This is a genomic window from Arthrobacter sp. AIWTK1 (assembly GCF_056680535.1).
Genome location: NZ_CM155287.1, coordinates 1,638,803 through 1,657,140, shown reverse-complemented (window position 1 = coordinate 1,657,140; position 18,338 = coordinate 1,638,803). Strand labels below are relative to the sequence as shown.

Here is an 18,338-nt window from a genome sequence, read left to right as displayed (position 1 = left end):
CCTAGCTTGAGTAGGCGCTGTTTTCGTGGACGTAGTCGTGCGTGAGGTCGTTGGTCCAGATCGTGGCTTCGGCTTCGCCGGCCTGCAGGTCGATCCCGACGTGGACCTCGCGCGGCTCCAGGTCCACCAGACTGCGGTCCTCGCCGATGCTTCCGTTGCGGCAGATCTGCACGCCGTTCATGGAAACGTTCAGCTGGTCCGGCTCGAACACGGCGTCGGTGGTGCCGACGGCGGAAAGTACCCGGCCCCAGTTCGGGTCCTTGCCAAAGATGGCCGCCTTGAACAGGTTGGAACGGGCCACTGCCCTGCTGACGATCTCGGCGTCCTTCTCGCTGGCGGCATTGAAGGTGCGGATGGCGATGTCATGGCTGGCGCCCTCGGCGTCGCCGATCAGCTTGCGGGCCAGTTCGGCGCAGACCTGCGTCAGTCCCGCCCCGAATTCCGTTGCGGAGGGCACGACGCCGGATGCGCCCGATGCCAGCAGCACCACGGTGTCGTTGGTGGACATGCAGCCGTCCGAGTCCGCCCGGTCAAAAGTGACCCGGGTGGCGTCGCGGAGCACGACGTCGAGCATTTCCGGCTGGACGTCCGCGTCGGTGGTGATGACCACCAGCATGGTGGCCAGCCCGGGAGCAAGCATGCCTGCGCCCTTGGCCATGCCGCCGATGGTGTATTCGTTGCCTTCGGCGTCCTTGCCGGTGAACACGGCTTCCTTGGACACGGAATCGGTGGTCATGATCGCCGTGGCCGCAGCCGGGCCGCCGTCGGCGCTGAGGGCCGCCGTGGCAGCGCTGATCCCCGGGATGACTTTGTCCATGGGCAGCTGCTCGCCGATCAAGCCGGTGGAGCAAACAAAGATGTCGGTGGCCGAGACGCCCAGGGCTTCCGCAGTCTTTTCTGCGGTGGTGTGGGTGTTCTGGAAACCCTGCGGGCCGGTGCAGGCGTTGGCGCCGCCGGAGTTGAGGATCACGGCGTCGACACGGCCGTCCTTCACCACTTCGCGCGACCAGTGGACGGGCGCCGCGGCAACGCGGTTCGAGGTGAACACCGCGGCCGCCGCTTTCGACGGGCCGTCGTTGACCACCAGGGCAAGATCGGGTTTCCCGGACGCCTTCAGGCCGGCTTTGACGCCGGCGGCGCGGAATCCTTTGGAGGCGGTGACGCTCACGGGGCAACTCCCTGCAGGTTGAGGCCGGCGGTTTCCGCCAGGCCAAGGGCGATATTCATGGACTGCACGGCGCCGCCGGCCGTCCCCTTGGTCAGGTTGTCGATGGCGCAGGTGACAACGACGCGGCCGGTGTGCGCGTCGAACGCCAGCTGCATCACGGCGTGGTTGGAGCCCTGCACGGATTTGGTGGCGGGCCACTGACCCTCGGGAAGCAGGTGCACGAACGGCTCGTCGTCGTACGCCTCTTCCCAGGCGCTTCGCAGCTCTGCTGCCGTCACGCCCGGCTTCACGCGGGCGGTTGCCGTGGTGAGGATGCCCCGGCTCATCGGAGCGAGGGTGGGAGTGAAGGACACTGTGACGGGCTCGCCTGCGGCGTTGCCCAGCCCCTGCTCGATCTCGGGCGTGTGCCGGTGGCCGCCGCCCACGCCGTAGGGGCTCATCGAGCCGATGACTTCAGAGCCGATCAGGTTCACCTTCGCGGCTTTCCCGGCACCCGAGGTGCCCGAGGCCGAAACGATCACGACGTCGTCGGGCTGGAGGAGGCTGCCGGCGAACCCGGGAGTCAGGGCCAGCAGGGCCGACGTCGGGTAGCAACCCGGTACGGCGATCCGTGTGGCTCCTTTCAGCTTTTCCCGCTGCCCCGGCAGTTCGGGGAGTCCGTACGGCCACGTTCCGGCGTGCGGGGAGCCGTAAAACTTTTCCCAGGCGGCGGCATCTTCCAAGCGGTGGTCCGCGCCGGCGTCGATCACTACCGTTCCTTCGGGAAGCTGCGCCGCGATTTCAGCGGAGGCTCCGTGCGGAAGCGCCAGGAACACCACGTCGTGGCCCGAGAGGTTCTCCACGGTGGTGTCCTCAAGGATGCGGCTGGCCAGACCATGGAGATGCGGCTGCAATTCGCCTAGTCTGGAACCGGCGTTGCTGTGTGCTGTGATGGCGCCGATGGTGACGTCGGGGTGTCCGGCCAGCAGGCGAAGCACCTCGCCGCCGGCGTAACCGCTGGCACCGGAAACGGCAACAGAAATAGTCATGGAAACGACTATACAGCAAGACTATGCATAGAATCCGATATTTATGCATACACTCATGCCTGCCCGGGTTAGGCCGCCCAGCGTATGCTTGAACAAGGGTGATCCTGACCGTGCGGTCCGAATGTCGGCTGCAGCGTTGCCCGTAACAGTTACGAGGCCCCGAGTCCATGACCCCCACAACCACTTCGGAGCGCCCGCAGTCGCGTGTCCGGCAACCGAACGCCGTTGTCCTGAGCTATTCCGAGCTCCTCAAGAGCGTCAAGGCCGCCGGCCTGCTGGAACGCCGCGTCGGTTTCTACATCACGGTCTTCTCCGTCCTGGTGCTCCTGATGACCGCCACCTGGTTCGGTTTCGCGCTCATCGGTGACAGCTGGTTCCAGCTCCTCATCGCAGCCGCCCTGGGCATCATCTGTACCCAGCTGAGCTTCCTGGCCCACGAGGCCGGGCACCGCCAGATCTTCGCCTCGCGCCGCGCCAACGACTGGGCCGCAAGGCTGCTCGCCACCTCGGTGGCCGGCATGAGCTATTCCTGGTGGGAGCAGAAACACGGCGCGCACCACAACCACCCGAACGTCATTTCCAAGGACCCCGACATCGCACCGGGGCCCATCGCTTTCCACACCGAAGCGGTTGCCGACCGGCAGGGACGGTTCTCCTTCCTCACGCGCAAGCAGGGCTGGTTCTTCTTCCCGCTCCTGTTCCTGGTGGGGCTCGGCCTGCAGATCGATTCGGTCAAGTTCATCTTCCGGCGCGCCAAGGTCACGCACCGCTGGGTCGAAATGCCCATCCTCGTGGCACGACTGAGCCTGCTGCCGGTCCTCGCCTTCACTTTCCTGCCGTGGGGCATGGCGCTGGCGTTCATCGGCGTCCAGCTCGCCGTCTTCGGTTTCTACATGGGCGCTTCGTTCGCCCCGAACCACAAGGGCATGCCGGTCCTGCCGGCGGACAGCCGCGTTGACTTCTTCAGCCGCCAGGTCCTGACCTCCCGGAATATTTCCGGCGGCCGCTTCATGGACATTTTGCTCGGCGGCCTCAACCGCCAGGCCGAGCACCACCTCTTCCCGGACATGGCCCGCCCCCAGCTGGACAAGGCCGCCGTCATCGTCCGGGAGTTCTGCGCCAAACACCAGGTCCCCTACACGGAGACCACGCTGCTGCAGTCCTACGGGATCATCGTCCGTTACCTCAATGACGTGGGCCTCTCCGCCGGGCGCCACTTCGAGTGCCCCATGGCCACCGTTACCCGCCGCTACTAGGCACACGGCCCCAAATTCCCGTTCGCTGCGAAGTGACGGCCGGTTACCGGCCGTCACTTCGTCGTTGGCGGTGGTGTCCCTAGGATGGTTCCTGTATCCGGGCCTGGAAATCCCAGCCCAGGGAAGGAGACAGATGATGCACGCAATTGTTGCCCGCCAGGCGGGCGGGCCCGAGGTCCTGCAGCTCGCGGAAGTGGAGCGTCCGGTACCTGGACGCGGCCAACTGCTGGTGAAAGTCTCTGCCACCGGCGTGAACTTCATCGACACCTACAAGCGCAGCGGCACGTACAAAGTCGCGTATCCGTTTACCCCGGGTTCAGAGGCATCCGGCACCGTTGAGGAAATCGGCGAAGGCGTCACGGTCTTCTCCGCGGGCGACCGCGTAGCTACGGCCGAAGGCACTAACTGCTACGCGGGCTACATCCTGGTGGACGAGGACAAGGCGCTGCCTGTCCCCCGCGGCGTGGACGATTTCACGGCGGCGGCCCTCCCCCTCCAGGGCATCACTGCCCACTACCTCATCAATTCCTCTTTCCGCGTGGAGCCGGGCCACACCATCCTGCTTCACGCCGGGGCCGGCGGCGTGGGGCTGCTGGCGATCCAGCTGCTCAAGGCCAAGGGCGCCCGCGTCATCACCACTGTCTCCACCGACGACAAGGCGAAGCTGGCCCGCGAGGCCGGCGCCGACCACGTCATCCCCTATGACGGTTTCTCCACCAAAGTCCGGGAACTGACCGACGGAACCGGCGCGGATGCCGTATACGACGGCGTCGGCAAGGACACTTTCGACGGCTCCCTCTCCGCCCTGCGTGTCCGCGGCACGCTGGTTCTGTTCGGCGCCGCATCCGGCCCGGTTCCCCCGTTCGATCCGCAGCGCCTGAATGCCGGCGGCTCCCTGTACCTGACCCGGCCGACCATAAACCACTTCCTCCGCAACGCCCAGGAACGCCGCTGGCGCTCCGACGAGATTTTCGCGGCGGCCGCAGACGGGAACCTCAAGGTCCGGATCGGCGGGCGCTACGACCTGGCTCACGCAGCGCAGGCGCACGACGACCTTGAACAGCGCCGCACCACCGGCAAGATCATCCTGGTTCCCTGATCCGGCGCACGGGCCCAGGCCCACGGGCCCAGGTCCTGGGGCCCAGGTCATAGGGCCCGGTAACACGCGCCCAGGTCATAGCGGCCGCTAACACGGGCCCGTAAACGGGACGCGAACCCTTGGCGAACGTCCGGCGAACTGCGACACCTTCTGTTCATCTTCAGCGGAAAGAATCACCCCGTGACTGAACAACCGCTTGCGCCCGGATCCTCCCCCGTGCCGGAGACCGGCGCCCTGGCAGGACGCGCGGCACTTCCGGCCGTGCGGAACGTGCATCCGCCGCAACTGCCGGGCGCCGCCGCTGCGCCTCCGGAGCGCACGCTGATCGACATCCTCGAAGACACGGCCCGGAACTTTCCCGAGGCTTCGGCCCTGGACGACGGCCACCGGCGCCTGAGCTACGCGCAGCTGATGGCCGACGTCCGGGCCACGGCACGGGAGCTTCACCTGGCGGGCCTCGGTGCCGGCGACAAGATCGGCGTCCGCATCCCGTCCGGCACCAACCGGCTCTACGTTTCGATCCTGGCCATCATGCTGATCGGCGCGGCCTACGTGCCGGTGGACGCCGATGACCCCGACGAGCGCGCCAAGCTGGTATTCAGCGAAGCCCGCGTCGCCGCCATCCTCCGGGCCGACGGCCGGATCGTCACGGACAGCAAGCGTCCCCGGCCGTTCCCGCACCCCCGGATGCCGGAGCCCGACGACGACTCCTGGGTGATCTTCACCTCAGGCTCCACGGGCACGCCCAAAGGTGTGGCCGTCCAGCACCGCTCGTCAGCGGCATTCGTGGATGCCGAGGCCCGGCTTTTCCTGCAGGACGAACCGATCGGCCCCCAGGACCGGGTATTGGGCGGACTCTCCGTGGCTTTTGACGCGTCCTGTGAGGAAATGTGGCTGGCCTGGCGCTACGGAGCCTGCCTTGTTCCTGCCCCGCGGTCCCTGGTCCGGACGGGCATGGACCTCGGCCCGTGGCTGATCAGCCACGGGATTACGGTGGTTTCGACGGTGCCCACCCTTGCTGCGCTGTGGCCGGGCGAAGCGCTGGAGAACGTGAGGCTGCTTATTTTCGGCGGCGAAGCCTGCCCCCCGGAGCTCGCGGAGCGCCTCGCCGTCGACGGCCGGGAAGTCTGGAACACCTACGGCCCCACGGAAGCCACCGTGGTTGCCTGCGCGGCGCCGCTGGGCGTGCCGGGCCCCCTGCGGATCGGCCTGCCGCTGGACGGCTGGGACCTTGCCGTGGTGGATGCCAACGGCGTTCCGGTGGGGGAAGGAGAGGTGGGCGAGCTCATCATCGGCGGCGTGGGGCTGGCCCGGTACCTCGACCCCGCCAAGGATGCGGAAAAGTACGCGCCCATGCCGTCCCTCGGCTGGAACCGGGCCTACCGGTCCGGAGACCTGGTCCGCTACGAGGCGGCGGGCCTCATCTTTATGGGACGCGCCGACGAGCAGGTGAAGCTGGGGGGCCGGCGGATTGAACTCGGCGAGATTGACGCCGCACTGCAGGCCCTGCCGGATGTCGCCGGAGCGGCGGCAGCGGTGCGCACGACGGCGGCGGGGAACCAGATCCTCGTCGGTTACCTCGCCGCTGCCGGCACCGCGGAACTCGATCTCGCCGCGGCCCGCGAACTACTGGGACACAGCCTCCCGGCACCGCTCATCCCGCTCCTGGCCGTGGTGGAATCGCTGCCCACCAAGACCAGCGGAAAAGTGGACCGGCACTCCCTGCCGTGGCCGTTGGCCGGAGCGGGAGCCGCTGATGCGGACAAGGCCCCGCTGAACCTTCCCGACGACGCGCGCTGGATCGTGGAGCAGTGGGGCAGCGTGCTGGGTACACCGGCGTCGAGCCTGGATGCGGACTTCTTCGCGCACGGCGGCGGATCACTTGCTGCTGCCCAGTTGGTATCGGCATTGCGGGTCCGCTATCCCACGATTACGGTGGCCGACATTTACGCCACTCCCCGGGTCGGGGCGCTCATCGACGCCGCCCGGCAATCCCTGCCCGAGGGAATTGCCGGGCCGGCGCCTGAGCGGGAGGTCCGGCCCACGGCACGGAAATCGCAGGTTTTCCAGACACTGATGGGCGTCCCCCTGCACATTCTGGTGGGCATGCGCTGGCTGACCTACGTGATGGTTGCCAACAACCTGCTGGCATCCCTTGCCGGCTTTACGGCTGCTCCGGTTGTCTCCTGGTGGTGGGTGGCTGCGTCATGGCTGGTCTTCGTGAGCCCGGCCGGACGGATGGCCCTTTCGGTCCTGGCAGCCCGGACGCTCCTCCGCAGCGTGGTTCCCGGGACGTACCCCCGGTCGGGCAAGGTGCACCTGCGGCTGTGGCTGGCGGAACAGATCCAGGACCTGTCGGGCGCCATCAGCCTGGCAAGTGCTCCCTGGGTTCCCTACTATGCGAAGGCGCTCGGGTCAAAGATCGGCAATGACGTCCAGCTGCATTCACTGCCGCCGGTTACGGGAATGCTGTCCCTGGGGCGCGGCTGCAACATCGAGCCGGAAGTGGACCTCTCCGGCTGGTGGATCGACGGCGACTCCGTCCACATCGGCCGGGTGCATGTCGGGGCCGGCGCAACGGTGGGGGCACGCAGCACGCTCATGCCCGGCACGAGTATCGGAGCCGGCGCCCAGGTGGAGCCGGGGTCGGCGGTCCTCGGAAAGGTCAAGGCCGGGCAGCTGGTCTCAGGTTCCCCCGCCGAGCGGATCGGCAAGGCCAAGCAGGCGTGGCCGGACATGCCGCCCCCGGCGCACCCGCTGATCGGGCGGCTCTGGTTCGCGGCCTTTGCTGCAGCATCAGCGGTGCTGGCCACCATCCCCTACCTTTCCGCCGCCGCCGCGGCGTTCGTGGTGTTCATGTTCATCCGCGGCAGCGAGTCCCTATCTGCCGCCGCGCCCCAGGTCCTTGCCTCGCTGCCCCTGGCGGCGCTCACCTGGTTCGTCACCAACCTCCTGCTGATCCTTGCCACCACCCGGTTGCTGGGCGTCGGACTCAAGGAAGGGTATTTCAGGGTGCGGAGCCGGATCGGCTGGCAGGTCTGGGCCACGGAACGTGTCCTCGACCTGGCCCGGGATGTCCTGTTTCCGATCTACGCCAGCCTGTTCACGCCGGTCTGGCTCCGCCTGCTGGGAGCCAAGGTGGGCAAGAACGTGGAGGCCTCCACCGTCCTCCTGCTGCCCAAAATGACAACCGTCGGCGAAGGCGCCTTCCTCGCGGACGACACCATGGTGGCCTCCTATGAACTGGGCGGCGGCTGGATGAGGATTGCCCCCGCCAAGATCGGCAAACGCTCCTTCCTCGGTAACTCCGGAATGACGGGGGCGGGACGAAGCGTGCCCAAGAACTCGCTGGTGGCCGTCCTCTCGGCCACCCCGGCCAAGGCCAAAGCGGGCACCTCCTGGCTGGGCAGTCCTCCGGTCCGGCTGCGGCGTACTGCCATCGCCACGGACAACACCCTGACCTTCCAGCCGCCGCGGCGGCTGAAGGTGGCGCGCGCCCTGTGGGAGCTTTGCCGGTTCATTCCGGTAGTGCTCACCGTCGGCCTGGCCGCCGGCGTCATGCTCGCCTTCGACTGGCTCGCCTCCGCGTGGGGCTACGGCATCGCAGCGCTCCTGGGCGGCATCGTGATCCTCGGCGCAGGTGCCGCAGCCGCCGCCAGCGCCGTGGCGGCCAAATGGCTGCTGGTGGGAAGGATCAAACCCGGCGAGCACGCCTTGTGGAGTTCCTTCATCTGGCGGAACGAGGTAGTGGATACTTTCATCGAAATGGTGAGCGCACCGTGGTTCGCGCGTTCAGCGTCAGGCACTCCGGCCCTGGTGTGGTGGCTGCGCGGGCTGGGTGCGAAGATCGGTCGCGGCACCTGGTGCGAGAGTTACTGGCTGCCGGAAGCGGACCTTGTGACGCTGGGCGAAAGCTCGACGGTCAACCGGGGCTGCGTGGTCCAGACCCACCTTTTCCACGACCGGATCATGAGCATTGACACTGTTACGCTCGAAGATGGAGCCACCATGGGACCACACGGCGTCATCCTCCCGCGGGCACGCATCGCGAAGGGTGGGACGGTGGGTCCGGCATCCTTGGTCATGCGCGGGGAAACCGTTCCCGCCGCGACGTACTGGATGGGCAATCCGGTGAGCCCGTGGGCCGGACCGGCAGTGCCGGCTCCGCGGCTCAAGTAGCTCCAGCACGGTCAACCCCGGCGTCCACTTCCGCGAGATGAAGGCCAGTTTATGAGTTTTGCAGCACCATCCAGCCCTGGCGGCACGCGCCGGCCGGACGAGACGTCAGGCTCGCCGGATCCCTACGTCCCCGGGCACGGCACGAACGCCTACCGGGTCACACGGTACGAACTGGACCTGGACTACAAACTGGCCAGCAACAAGCTGAGCGGCCGGGCAGTCCTGCATGCGGAAGCGGAGCGGCCGACGTCGGCCGTTGTCCTGGATCTCGCGGGACTGCGCGCCGTCAAGGTGTCCCTGAACGGCAAGCGGGTGCGCAGGTTCAGCCAGCGGGCGGAGCAGCTGGTGGTTTTCCCCGACGCAGCCCTGCTGCCGGGCGACCGCTTCACGCTGGACATCCGGTATGAAGGAAATCCTGCTCCCCGCCGCGGCCTCTGGGGCGAGGTGGGCTGGGAGGAACTTACCGACGGCGTGCTGGTGGCGGGCCAGCCCAACGGCGCCGCCTCCTGGTTCCCCTGCAACGACCACCCCCACCACAAGGCCAGCTACCGGATCGCCGTCACCACGGACGCCAACTACCGGGCCGTCTGCAACGGCCTGCTGGTCTCCCGAAAGACAGGCTCCAGCCGTGAGACCTGGACGTACGAGCAGGCCGAACCGATGGCGACGTACCTCGCCACGGTCCAGATCGGCCGCTATGACGTGCTGACCCTCGACACCACCGCGGTTCCCGGCAGCGTGGCCCAGCATGTCGCAGCGCCTGCCGCCCTGGCGGATGCTGCACGCCGCGGCCTGGCCCGACAGCCGGAGATGATGCGGGCCTTCGTCAACAGCTTCGGCCCCTATCCCTTCCAGGAGTACACCGTGGTGGTGGCGGAGGACGAGCTCGAAATTCCCTTGGAAGCCCAGACGCTCGCCATCCTTGGCCCCAACCACCTGACGACGGGGTGGGAGTCGCAGCGGCTGATCGCCCACGAACTCTCCCACCAGTGGTTCGGCAATTCCCTGACGGTTGCGGCGTGGAGCGACATCTGGCTGCACGAAGGCTTCGCGTGCTACGCGGAGTGGATCTGGTCCGAGGCGGCCGGGGTCATGAGCGTTGCGGACCGCGCTGCGGCCGCCTGGCGGAAGCTCGACGGCGAACGCCAGGATCTCATGGTCGGTGACCCCGGGCCGGAGCTGATGTTCGATGACCGGGTATACAAGCGCGGCGCCCTCGCACTGCATGCGCTGCGGATCCGGTGCGGCGACCTCGCCTTTTTTGCGCTGCTGCACGACTGGGCGGCCAGCAACCGCCACGGATCGGTCTCCACTGCCGGGTTCATCCAGACCGCGGACCGCGTAGCCGGAATCGATTCGGAATCCCTGCTCCACCCCTGGCTGTTCGAGGAGGCGCTGCCGGCCCTGCCCGTCCGGTAGCAGCCTGCGCTTCATCCCGGCGGGCGTTTCACGGTGCCGGCGCTTCAGCCGAGGGCGACGGCGGCAACCAGATCGTCCGGCAGCCCCGATTCGGCGGAGACCAGGTCCCGGATGCCGGGCCGGTCAAGAACGTCAAGCGCCTCAGGCGCCCGTCTGAGGCCCTCCCCTGTCATCTTCAGGAAGGCCTCCTTCCGCGCCCACAGCCGGGCACGCCCACGCAGCAGGGCAGTCCCGTGCAACGGCTCCACGGCCCGTCGCTCAGCCGGGGTCAGCGCCACCGTGTCGAAGCCCTCAAACTCCAACCGCTGCGGATCCTCGGTGTCGACGCCCAGCCGCTGCCCCGCAGCGGGCGCCGTCACAGCCGCCAGCAGGGTCCAGCCGGCAGCCCGGGACAGGCTCAGCAGCAGGGGCACCGGAACTCCGTCCAGGGTGTAACCCGGCCGCCCGTGGGAAACGCCCGGCCCGGCGCCGCATTGCGTACAGCTGTACCTGGCGGAGAGGTCCTGAGCGCTCACCCCGAGCAGCTCCGCGGCCAACAGCCGTTGGAAAATCCGGGCGGCGAGGAAATCCGCGCGTGCCCGGGGCACCATGGCACGGGCACGCTCGAGTTCAGGGCGGTCCAGGAGTTCACCGGCCCTGCGTTCCAGCCCTGCGACCGCCTCGGCGGCATCCGGCCCGGACATGCCAAAGGGCGGGCAGGCACGCACAACAAGTTGTGATGCCATGGCCCGCCCTTCCACGTGCAGGCGCCGAAGGAACCGGCGCTGAACGGCTTAGCGCTGAACGGCTCCGAACCGTTCGGCAGCCACAGCCACGGCGCTTTCGCGTGCGGCAGAGGCTTCATCGGCCGTCAGCGTCCGGTCGGCGGCACGGAAGCGGAGGCCGAAGGCCAGCGATTTCTTGCCGTCGTCGATGCCCTTTCCTGCGTACACGTCAAACAGCGCCACGTCCTCCAGCAGTTCGCCGGCTCCTTCGCGGAGGGCGGCCAGGACCTCGTCAGCAGGGATGTCCTGGGGAACCACCAGGGCAACGTCCTGGGTGGCCACCGGGAAGCCGGAAATGTGCTTGGCCACGATGACGTCCGCGGCGGCTTCGAAGAGTGCATCAGCGTTGAGCTCAAGCGCCACGGAGCGTGCCGGCATGTCATGAGCGGCCAGCAGTTTGGGGTGCAGTTCACCGGCGTAGCCGATCACTTCGCCGGAGCGCAGCGACAGTTGAGCGGTCCGTCCCGGGTGGTAGGCCTGGTGGTGGCCCTGGCTGACGACGATCTCGACACCGAGGACATCACCGGCGAGCCGGGCGATATCCAGCGCGTCGGCCCAGTCCCAGGCACGCGGAGTGTGCGACGCGGCAGCAGGCGAATCGTGGCCCGTCAGGACCGCGGCGACGTGCAGCGGCTGGTCCGGAACGCCGTCGTACAGGGCATCCAGCACCTCGTCCGCGGGCTTGACGCCGAGCGGCGGAATCGAGGCGGTACCCACCGTGTCCCCCGGCAGGAAGACCAGTCCCGCTTCGAAGACCGCCAGGTCGCGGAAGCCGCGCGAGTGGTTGCGCTTGGCCACCTCGATCAGTCCGGGCAGGATGGACGTCCGCAGGTAGCCCTGTTCCTCGCTGATCGGGTTTGCCAGCTTGACGGCCTTGCGCTCCACCCCCTGCTCAGCCACGCCGAAGGTGTCGTTGGACGCCTTCGAAACAAACGGGTAGGCCAGGACCTCGGTGAGCCCCGCGTCGGCCAGGGCTTGGACCAGGCGGCGGCGCTGCTGCTGGACGCGGGTCAGCCCGCGGCCGGGAGGCGCTACGGGGAGCGTCGCCGGGATCTGGTCGTAGCCCACCAGCCGGGCGATTTCCTCGGAAAGGTCTTCCTTGGTTTCCAGGTCGTTCCGCCAACTCGGGGCAGTGACGGTCCAGCCGGCGTCGTTCTTCACCACGGCAGCGCCGAGGTCCTCAAGCGACGTGACGATCTGTTCCTCGGTGAAGTCGATGCCGATCCGGGCCGCGGCGAATGCCGCCGGCAACTCGATGCTTACGGCGTCAGGTGCCGTGCCGACGTCGGTCCCGGCCTCATCGGCCGTACCGCCGGCCAGCTCCACCAGGAGGTCAACCACCCGCTGCGCGGCGATGCCGGCAACCTGCCAGTCCACGCCGCGTTCGAAGCGCTTGGACGCTTCGGAGGGCAACTTGTGCCGGCGCCGTGACCGGGCGATCGACACCTCGTCGAAGTGCGCTGCTTCAACCAGGACGTTCGACGTCGAATCGCTGACCTCAGTGGCGGCGCCGCCCATGACACCGGCTATGCCGATCGCGCCGGAACCGTCGGTGATGAGGAGGTCCTCGACGTCGAGCTTCCGCTCCTTGTCGTCCAGGGTGGTGATCTTCTCCCCCGCCACGGCGCGCCGGACCACAATGTCGCCGGACAGCTTATCCAGGTCATAGCAGTGCGTGGGCTGGCCGAGTTCCAGCATCACGTAGTTCGAGATGTCCACCGGCAGCGAGATGGAGCGGATGCCGGCCAGCCGCAGGCGCGAGACCATCCACGGCGGCGTCGGCCTGGTGGCGTCAACGCCGCGGACGGTACGGGCCACGAAACGGTCGCATCCCGGCTTGCCGTAGATGGGAGCGTCGTCGTTGAGCTTGACGCCGTAGCCGCCAGCAAGTTCGGCCGGTGCCTGCACCTTCGACGCCGGGTCCGTGAAGGCTGTCCCGGTGGCGTGGGCGTATTCGCGGGCAACGCCGCGGATGGAGAACGCGTAGCCGCGGTCCGGGGTGACGTTGATTTCGGCGGCCTGGTCGTAGAGGCCCAGCAGTTCCATGGCGTCGGTGCCGATTTCGGGATCCAGCCCGATCCGGGAGAGCACCAGGATGCCGTCGTGGTCCTCGCCGATGCCCAGTTCACGGACCGAGGCGATCATGCCGGCGGACAGGTGGCCGTAGGTCTTCCGGGCGGAAATGTGGAAGTCGCCGGGCAGCACGGCACCGGGAAGGGTGACGACGACCTTGTCACCTTCCACGAAATTGTGGGCGCCGCAGATGATGCCCTGGACGCCGGACGGGTCGATGCCCTCACCGGTGAGGGTCTGTTCCTGGCCCTCGGGGACCACACGGACCTGGCACCAGTTGATGGTCTTGCCGTTGGTCTGCGGTTCCTTGACCAGGCTCAGTACCTGGCCCACCACCACGGGACCGCGGAGTGCGTCCGTGGGGCGGTGGACTGCTTCTTCTTCAAAACCGACCTTGACCAGTTCTGCCATGACGTCTTCGGCCGTTGCTCCGGCCGGTACCTGCGCGAATTCACGCAGCCAGGAAAGTGGGATACGCACTGTTAGATCTCCATCCCGAAGTGCTCGCTGAAACGTACATCGCCTTCGATCATGTCGCGCATGTCGCCCACCTCGTTGCGGAACATAAGGGTGCGCTCGATGCCCATGCCGAAGGCAAAACCTGAATAGACGTCCGGATCGATGCCGGCGGCGCGGAGGACGTTGGGGTTGACCATGCCGCAGCCGCCCCACTCGATCCAGCGCGGACCGCCCTTGGCGCCCGGGTGCCAGATGTCCAGCTCCGCGGACGGCTCGGTGAACGGGAAGTAGTTGGGGCGCAGGCGGATCTGGGCTTCGTCGCCGAACATCTGCCGGGCGAAGTGCTCCAGCGTGCCGCGGAGGTCCGCCATGCTGAGCTTCTTGTCGATGGCCAGGCCCTCGAACTGGTGGAACACCGGGGTGTGCGTGGCATCGAGTTCGTCGGTGCGGAACACCTTGCCCGGGCAGAGCACGTAGATGGGCACGTCGCGTTCCAGCATGGAGCGGACCTGCACCGGGGAGGTGTGCGTGCGCATCAGCAGGTGGGCTTCGGGGGGCTCCACGAAGAAGGTGTCCTGCATTTCCCGGGCCGGGTGGTCCGGCTTGAAGTTCAGGGCGTCGAAGTTGAACCACTCGGATTCAACCTCAGGTCCCTCGGCAATTTCCCAGCCCATGCCCACGAAGATGTCCGCCACACGGTCCTGCAGGGTGGAGAGCGGGTGGCGCGCACCGGCGCGGCGGCGCCGCGGAGCTGCCGTGACATCCACGGTCTCCTCGACGAGGATCCGTGCGTCGTTTTCAGCTTCGAGCTCGGCGGTACGGTCCGCGAGCGCCTTGTTGACGCGTCCGCGGGAGGCGCCCATGAGCTTTCCGGCAGCGGCCTTCTGGTCCTTCGCCAGTCCGCCGATTTCGCGGTTGGCGAGGCTCAGCGGCGACTTCTCGCCGGTGTGTGCCAGCCTCACGGCCTTGAGCTCGTCAAGGGTGGAGGCAGCGGCAATGGCGGCAACGGCGTGGTCTACGGCGGCAGTAATGGCGGCTTCATCCAGAGGGTTCGGGATGGCAGCGCCCGGCAAAGTTTCAGTCATCTACTGTTCTTAGCTACGAGTCGGGTCTCGCCAGCGAGCTGTCCAGCTGCATTCGGGTCCACCGGCAGCGTGTCCGTCACTGGCTTGTCTTTCCGCCCGGCCCTGTTCAGGGACCGCGTGAAGTGACAAAGGGCAGGGCTCGCCGAAATTCGTCCGGCGGGCACTCTCCCCCAGTCTAGTTGACGGCACCCGGCTGAGAGCGCCACAGGGCCCAACGTGACAGTCTGCAGGCCCGAGCAGCAGGGCTGGGGCGGTCATGAGCGGCTCCCGCTACCATGGCCTCATGACCGGCCCCATGACCCCAGGACAGCGGCTGCGGCAGACCGCCAACCTGCTGAATGGAACGACGCTTCTAGGCCTGCTGCTGGCGAAGTGCGCCCGCACCTCCGTGTGCACCGGACCCCGCGGCCTGCTGATCGCCACGGACTACCGCTGGCGGCTCCCCTTCGCCCGGGCGTTCACCGTGGGGAACGTGGTGCTTTTCCGGGCCAACGCGCCTGAGGCACTCTCCAGCCCGGAGCTGCTGGGCCATGAGGAACGGCACAGCAGCCAGTATGCGTGGTGCCTGGGCCTGCCGTTCCTTCCGCTGTACTTCATCGCTGCCGGGTGGTCGCTGCTGCGGACGGGAAACCCGGGCTCCGCCAACATTTTTGAACGTATGGCGGGATTGGAGGCCGGCGGCTACGTTGATAGACGCCACCTCGGAACGGGTCGCCGCGGAACGGACAGTCGCCGCACGGGCAGCGCTGCAAACAATGGAATTGAGGCATGACATGACCGAAATCACCAGGACCGTCACGGTCACCGGGTCCGGCACTGCCGAAGCGGTACCGGACCTGCTGACAGTTTCCATAGGGGTGGAATGCCGCCGGGAGGACGTCGGTGCCGCCTATGCGGCAGCGGGGAGGGCCGCGGCGGGGATATCGGCGGTACTGCGGGAGCACGGTGTATCCGACCCGGACATCAGCACCTCGGGCTTGAACGTCCGTGCCGACGTAGTGTGGAAGGAGGGGCAGGGCCAGACTGTCGCGGGATACATCGCATCAGGCATCCTGGCCGTCCGGCTGCGGGACGTTGCCGGTTCCTCCGAGGTTATCGCGGGGGCGGTGGCCGCCGGCGGCAACGACGTCCGGCTGAACGGGCTGGAGCTCGGATTCGCCGATCCGGCGGCCGTGACGTCGCAGGCGCGGGAGGCCGCCTGGCAGGATGCCCTGGCCACGGCCGGGCAGTTCGCCTCGCTGGCGGGCGCCGAGCTCGGCCCGGTGGTATCCGTCACCCAGCGGCCCGGACCGTCGGGGCCGATTCCGGTTGCGAAAATGCAGCGTGCCATGGCCACGGACTCCGTAGGGATCGAAGCCGGGCAGTCCGGCGTCTCCGCCACGGTGGACGTCGTCTGGGAGCTCCGGTGACGAGCTAGTGGACGCTGCCCGCGGGCAGCTTGATGTCCGCGGTGGTCGCCAGCGCGGTCCGGACGACGACGGCGAGCGCCTCCGCCATCACGGCGGCAGGCAGCGACGGGGTGCCGCTGCCCCGGGGCACCTGCTGCGTCTCATACGGGACATGGATGAATCCGCCGCGGGTTGCGGGCGAACCGTTGCTGAGGGAACCACCGCTTGCGCGGCCACTGTTGAGTGTGTGCATGAGTGCGTAGAAGACGTGGTTGCAGACGTAGGTGCCGGCACTTTGTGAAACCTCGGCCGGTATTCCCGCGGCACGCAGGGCCTCAAGGCCTGCCTTCACAGGCAGTGAACTGAAGTAGGCTGCCGGCCCGTCGGGAACCACTGCCTCGTCCACGGGACGGTTTCCGGCGTTGTCCGGGATGCGGGCGTCGTCGCAGTTGATCGCGACGCGTTCCAGGGAGATCCGCGGCCGGCCGCCGGCCTGGCCGACGCAGACCACCAGCTCCGGGCGGTAACGCTGCAATGCATCCTCCAACACTGTGATGGATTGTCCGAACACGCACGGCAGTTCCACCGCGGCGACGGCATGGCCCTCAGCCTGCAGGATTCCAGAGGCTGCTTCCGCAGCGGTCCAGGACGGGTTGATGGCTTCGCCGCCAAAGGGTTCGAACCCGGTGAGGAGGATCATTGCCCCAGCCTAGCAACCGCCCACGCACCGACAGTGGCTTCCGGGCCCTTGACATTCATTAGAACATACCTTCGAATGGTAGCCATGAGATGGGACGCACAAGCACTCCGGCCGGCGCCGGCGGACACCCCCGCCGGCAACGCACCGGCCTCCGCCCCGGCCGCCGAGGCCTTGCTGCCCCTGGCAGGTCTGGTGCGTTCCGTATCAACCCCCGAATTTGCGGGGGTCACTTTCCATGAGGTCACAGCCAAATCAGTGCTCAACAAAGTGGCCGCCGGTTCGCGCATGCCGTTCGAATGGACCGTCAATCCCTATCGCGGCTGCAGCCACGCCTGCGTGTACTGTTTCGCCCGTAAAAGCCACACGTACCTGGACTTTGATGCCGGCCTGGATTTTGACAGCCAGGTGGTGGTCAAGATCAACGCCGCCGAGGTCCTGCGGAAGGAACTGGCCAAGCCTTCGTGGGGCCATCACCATGTAGCACTGGGAACCAACACGGATCCGTATCAGCGGGCCGAGGGCCGGTATCAACTGATGCCCGGCATCATCCGTGCCCTCGCCGACTCAGGGACGCCCCTGTCCATCCTCACCAAGGGAACACTGCTGGCCCGGGATATTCCGCTGCTCAAGCACGCCGCCACGCAGGTACCCGTGGGGATCGGAATCTCGCTGGCCATGACCGACGAACAATTGTCCGAGGCCGTCGAGCCGGGCACTCCGGGCCCCAGGGCGCGGCTCAAGCTCGTCTCGAGGCTTCGGGACGCCGGCCTGCCGTGCGGCGTGATGGCCATGCCCATCCTGCCGTGGCTGTCCGACAGCGACGACGCGCTGGACTCGTTGTTTGGCTCGCTGGCTGCAGCAGGCGCCACGGGCGTCACGGCCGGCGCCCTGTACCTTAAGCCGGGCACGCGTGAGTGGTTTATGCAATGGATCGCTGCCCGTCACCCCGAACTGGCGGGCCGCTACCGCCGGCTGTACGGCACCGGCTCCTATGCATCCAAGGAGTACCGCGAGTGGCTCGCGGGACGGATCCGCTACTTCAAGTCCAGGCACGGCTTTTACGGTTCGCACGGGTTCAGCCACCGTGACCTGGCCGGCGACCCGAGGGAAGAGGAAGCGCAGTACCCCGCCGGCAGCATCCCCGCAGCAAGAACAGGCCCGGGAACCAGCCCGAGTGCGGAGCCTGCTCAGCCCACGCTGTTCTGACCGTCCGTTACGATTCCGGCGAAAGCGGACCTGGACCGCCAACCGCTGCCAGCAAGGCCCGTACAACCGGGAAATCTGCGGGTATCCACGGCAGGGCGAGAGCTTCATCACTTCCGGCGAGTGCAATCCAGCGCAGCTCATCGTGATCTTCCAAAGGGCGGGGTTCGCCGTCTGCGATCTCGGCAAACCACACGCGCATCGAGGCCTTGGCATTGAGGGGCCAGCCGGCTGCGGTTTCGGCCGGCAGTTCAGCGCCGAGCCGCACCCCGATTCCCAACTCCTCACGGAGTTCCCGGTGCAGCGCGTCCTCCGCCGACTCGCGGGGTTCCACCTTCCCGCCCGGGAATTCCCACATGCCGGCAAACTGGGGCGGCGCAGTCCTCCTGGCCACCAGGAGCCGGGCAGGGGAGCTCAGCGAATCCACCACAGCTCCGCCAACAACATTGATTAGTCCAGTCACCGCACCAGTCTATGGGGGACAATAGGGGTGGCTGGTTCCGCCGGCGCCCCCGGA

Annotated in this window: 14 protein-coding genes; 7 read left to right on the top strand and 7 right to left on the bottom strand. The window is 67.5% G+C overall.

Annotated elements, in window-relative coordinates:
• Position 1 precedes the first annotated feature (1 nt).
• Positions 2 to 1,168: a bifunctional glutamate N-acetyltransferase/amino-acid acetyltransferase ArgJ gene (gene argJ, locus AC1MDG_RS07590; RefSeq protein WP_479808425.1), complete on the bottom strand. Its 1,167-nt coding sequence runs from the start codon at positions 1,166 to 1,168 to the stop codon at positions 2 to 4.
• Positions 1,165 to 2,196: an N-acetyl-gamma-glutamyl-phosphate reductase gene (gene argC / locus AC1MDG_RS07585; protein ID WP_479808424.1), complete on the bottom strand. Its 1,032-nt coding sequence runs from the start codon at positions 2,194 to 2,196 to the stop codon at positions 1,165 to 1,167. Before argC ends, argJ begins: the two co-directional genes overlap by 4 nt.
• Before the next feature lie 167 nt (positions 2,197 to 2,363).
• On the opposite strand from argC, the gene AC1MDG_RS07580 reads away from it, so the two are divergent.
• The 4 genes from AC1MDG_RS07580 (at position 2,364) to AC1MDG_RS07565 (ending at position 10,149) form a co-directional block, all read left to right on the top strand.
• On the top strand, positions 2,364 to 3,452 hold the full coding sequence (locus tag AC1MDG_RS07580) for a fatty acid desaturase family protein (protein WP_479808423.1): 1,089 nt from the start codon (positions 2,364 to 2,366) through the stop codon (positions 3,450 to 3,452).
• Positions 3,453 to 3,585: 133 nt separating this feature from the next.
• Positions 3,586 to 4,551, top strand: a complete 966-nt coding sequence (locus AC1MDG_RS07575; RefSeq protein ID WP_479808422.1) for a quinone oxidoreductase family protein — start codon at positions 3,586 to 3,588, stop codon at positions 4,549 to 4,551.
• Positions 4,552 to 4,785: 234 nt separating this feature from the next.
• Positions 4,786 to 8,730 carry a Pls/PosA family non-ribosomal peptide synthetase gene (locus AC1MDG_RS07570; protein ID WP_479809044.1) on the top strand — a complete coding sequence of 1,315 codons (3,945 nt, stop codon included), beginning with the start codon at positions 4,786 to 4,788 and terminating at the stop codon, positions 8,728 to 8,730.
• A 51-nt stretch (positions 8,731 to 8,781) separates the two neighbouring features.
• Positions 8,782 to 10,149, top strand: a complete 1,368-nt coding sequence (locus AC1MDG_RS07565) for a M1 family metallopeptidase (RefSeq protein WP_479808421.1) — start codon at positions 8,782 to 8,784, stop codon at positions 10,147 to 10,149.
• A 44-nt stretch (positions 10,150 to 10,193) separates the two neighbouring features.
• Here AC1MDG_RS07565 and AC1MDG_RS07560 read toward each other — a convergent pair whose 3' ends face one another.
• The 3 genes from AC1MDG_RS07560 to pheS are packed head-to-tail and all read right to left on the bottom strand — an operon-like array spanning position 10,194 to position 14,530.
• Entirely contained in the window at positions 10,194 to 10,874 is a 681-nt protein-coding gene (locus AC1MDG_RS07560) for a 4'-phosphopantetheinyl transferase family protein (protein ID WP_479808420.1), read from the bottom strand.
• A gap of 48 nt (positions 10,875 to 10,922) precedes the next feature.
• Positions 10,923 to 13,466: a phenylalanine--tRNA ligase subunit beta gene (gene pheT / locus AC1MDG_RS07555; RefSeq protein ID WP_479808419.1), complete on the bottom strand. Its 2,544-nt coding sequence runs from the start codon at positions 13,464 to 13,466 to the stop codon at positions 10,923 to 10,925.
• 2 nt (positions 13,467 to 13,468) lie between these two features.
• Positions 13,469 to 14,530 carry a phenylalanine--tRNA ligase subunit alpha gene (pheS, locus tag AC1MDG_RS07550; RefSeq protein ID WP_479808418.1) on the bottom strand — a complete coding sequence of 354 codons (1,062 nt, stop codon included), beginning with the start codon at positions 14,528 to 14,530 and terminating at the stop codon, positions 13,469 to 13,471.
• A 283-nt stretch (positions 14,531 to 14,813) separates the two neighbouring features.
• Here pheS and AC1MDG_RS07545 point away from each other — a divergent pair, with 283 nt between their 5' ends.
• Positions 14,814 to 15,302, top strand: coding sequence for an eCIS core domain-containing protein (locus AC1MDG_RS07545; RefSeq protein WP_479808417.1), 489 nt, complete (start codon positions 14,814 to 14,816; stop codon positions 15,300 to 15,302).
• A 1-nt stretch (position 15,303) separates the two neighbouring features.
• The gene (locus AC1MDG_RS07540) at positions 15,304 to 15,939 is read left to right on the top strand and encodes an SIMPL domain-containing protein (RefSeq protein WP_479808416.1); all 636 of its coding nucleotides are present in this window, start codon (positions 15,304 to 15,306) and stop codon (positions 15,937 to 15,939) included.
• Positions 15,940 to 15,943: 4 nt separating this feature from the next.
• Here AC1MDG_RS07540 and pcp read toward each other — a convergent pair whose 3' ends face one another.
• Entirely contained in the window at positions 15,944 to 16,618 is a 675-nt protein-coding gene (pcp, locus tag AC1MDG_RS07535) for a pyroglutamyl-peptidase I (protein WP_479808415.1), read from the bottom strand.
• An 84-nt stretch (positions 16,619 to 16,702) separates the two neighbouring features.
• On the opposite strand from pcp, the gene AC1MDG_RS07530 reads away from it, so the two are divergent.
• Complete coding sequence (locus AC1MDG_RS07530) at positions 16,703 to 17,824, top strand: Rv2578c family radical SAM protein (protein ID WP_479808414.1); 1,122 nt, start codon at positions 16,703 to 16,705, stop codon at positions 17,822 to 17,824.
• A 7-nt stretch (positions 17,825 to 17,831) separates the two neighbouring features.
• Here the strand turns inward: AC1MDG_RS07530 and AC1MDG_RS07525 are convergent, their stop codons facing one another.
• The gene (locus tag AC1MDG_RS07525) at positions 17,832 to 18,284 is read right to left on the bottom strand and encodes a (deoxy)nucleoside triphosphate pyrophosphohydrolase (protein ID WP_479808413.1); all 453 of its coding nucleotides are present in this window, start codon (positions 18,282 to 18,284) and stop codon (positions 17,832 to 17,834) included.
• Between the last annotated feature and the right edge of the window lie 54 nt (positions 18,285 to 18,338).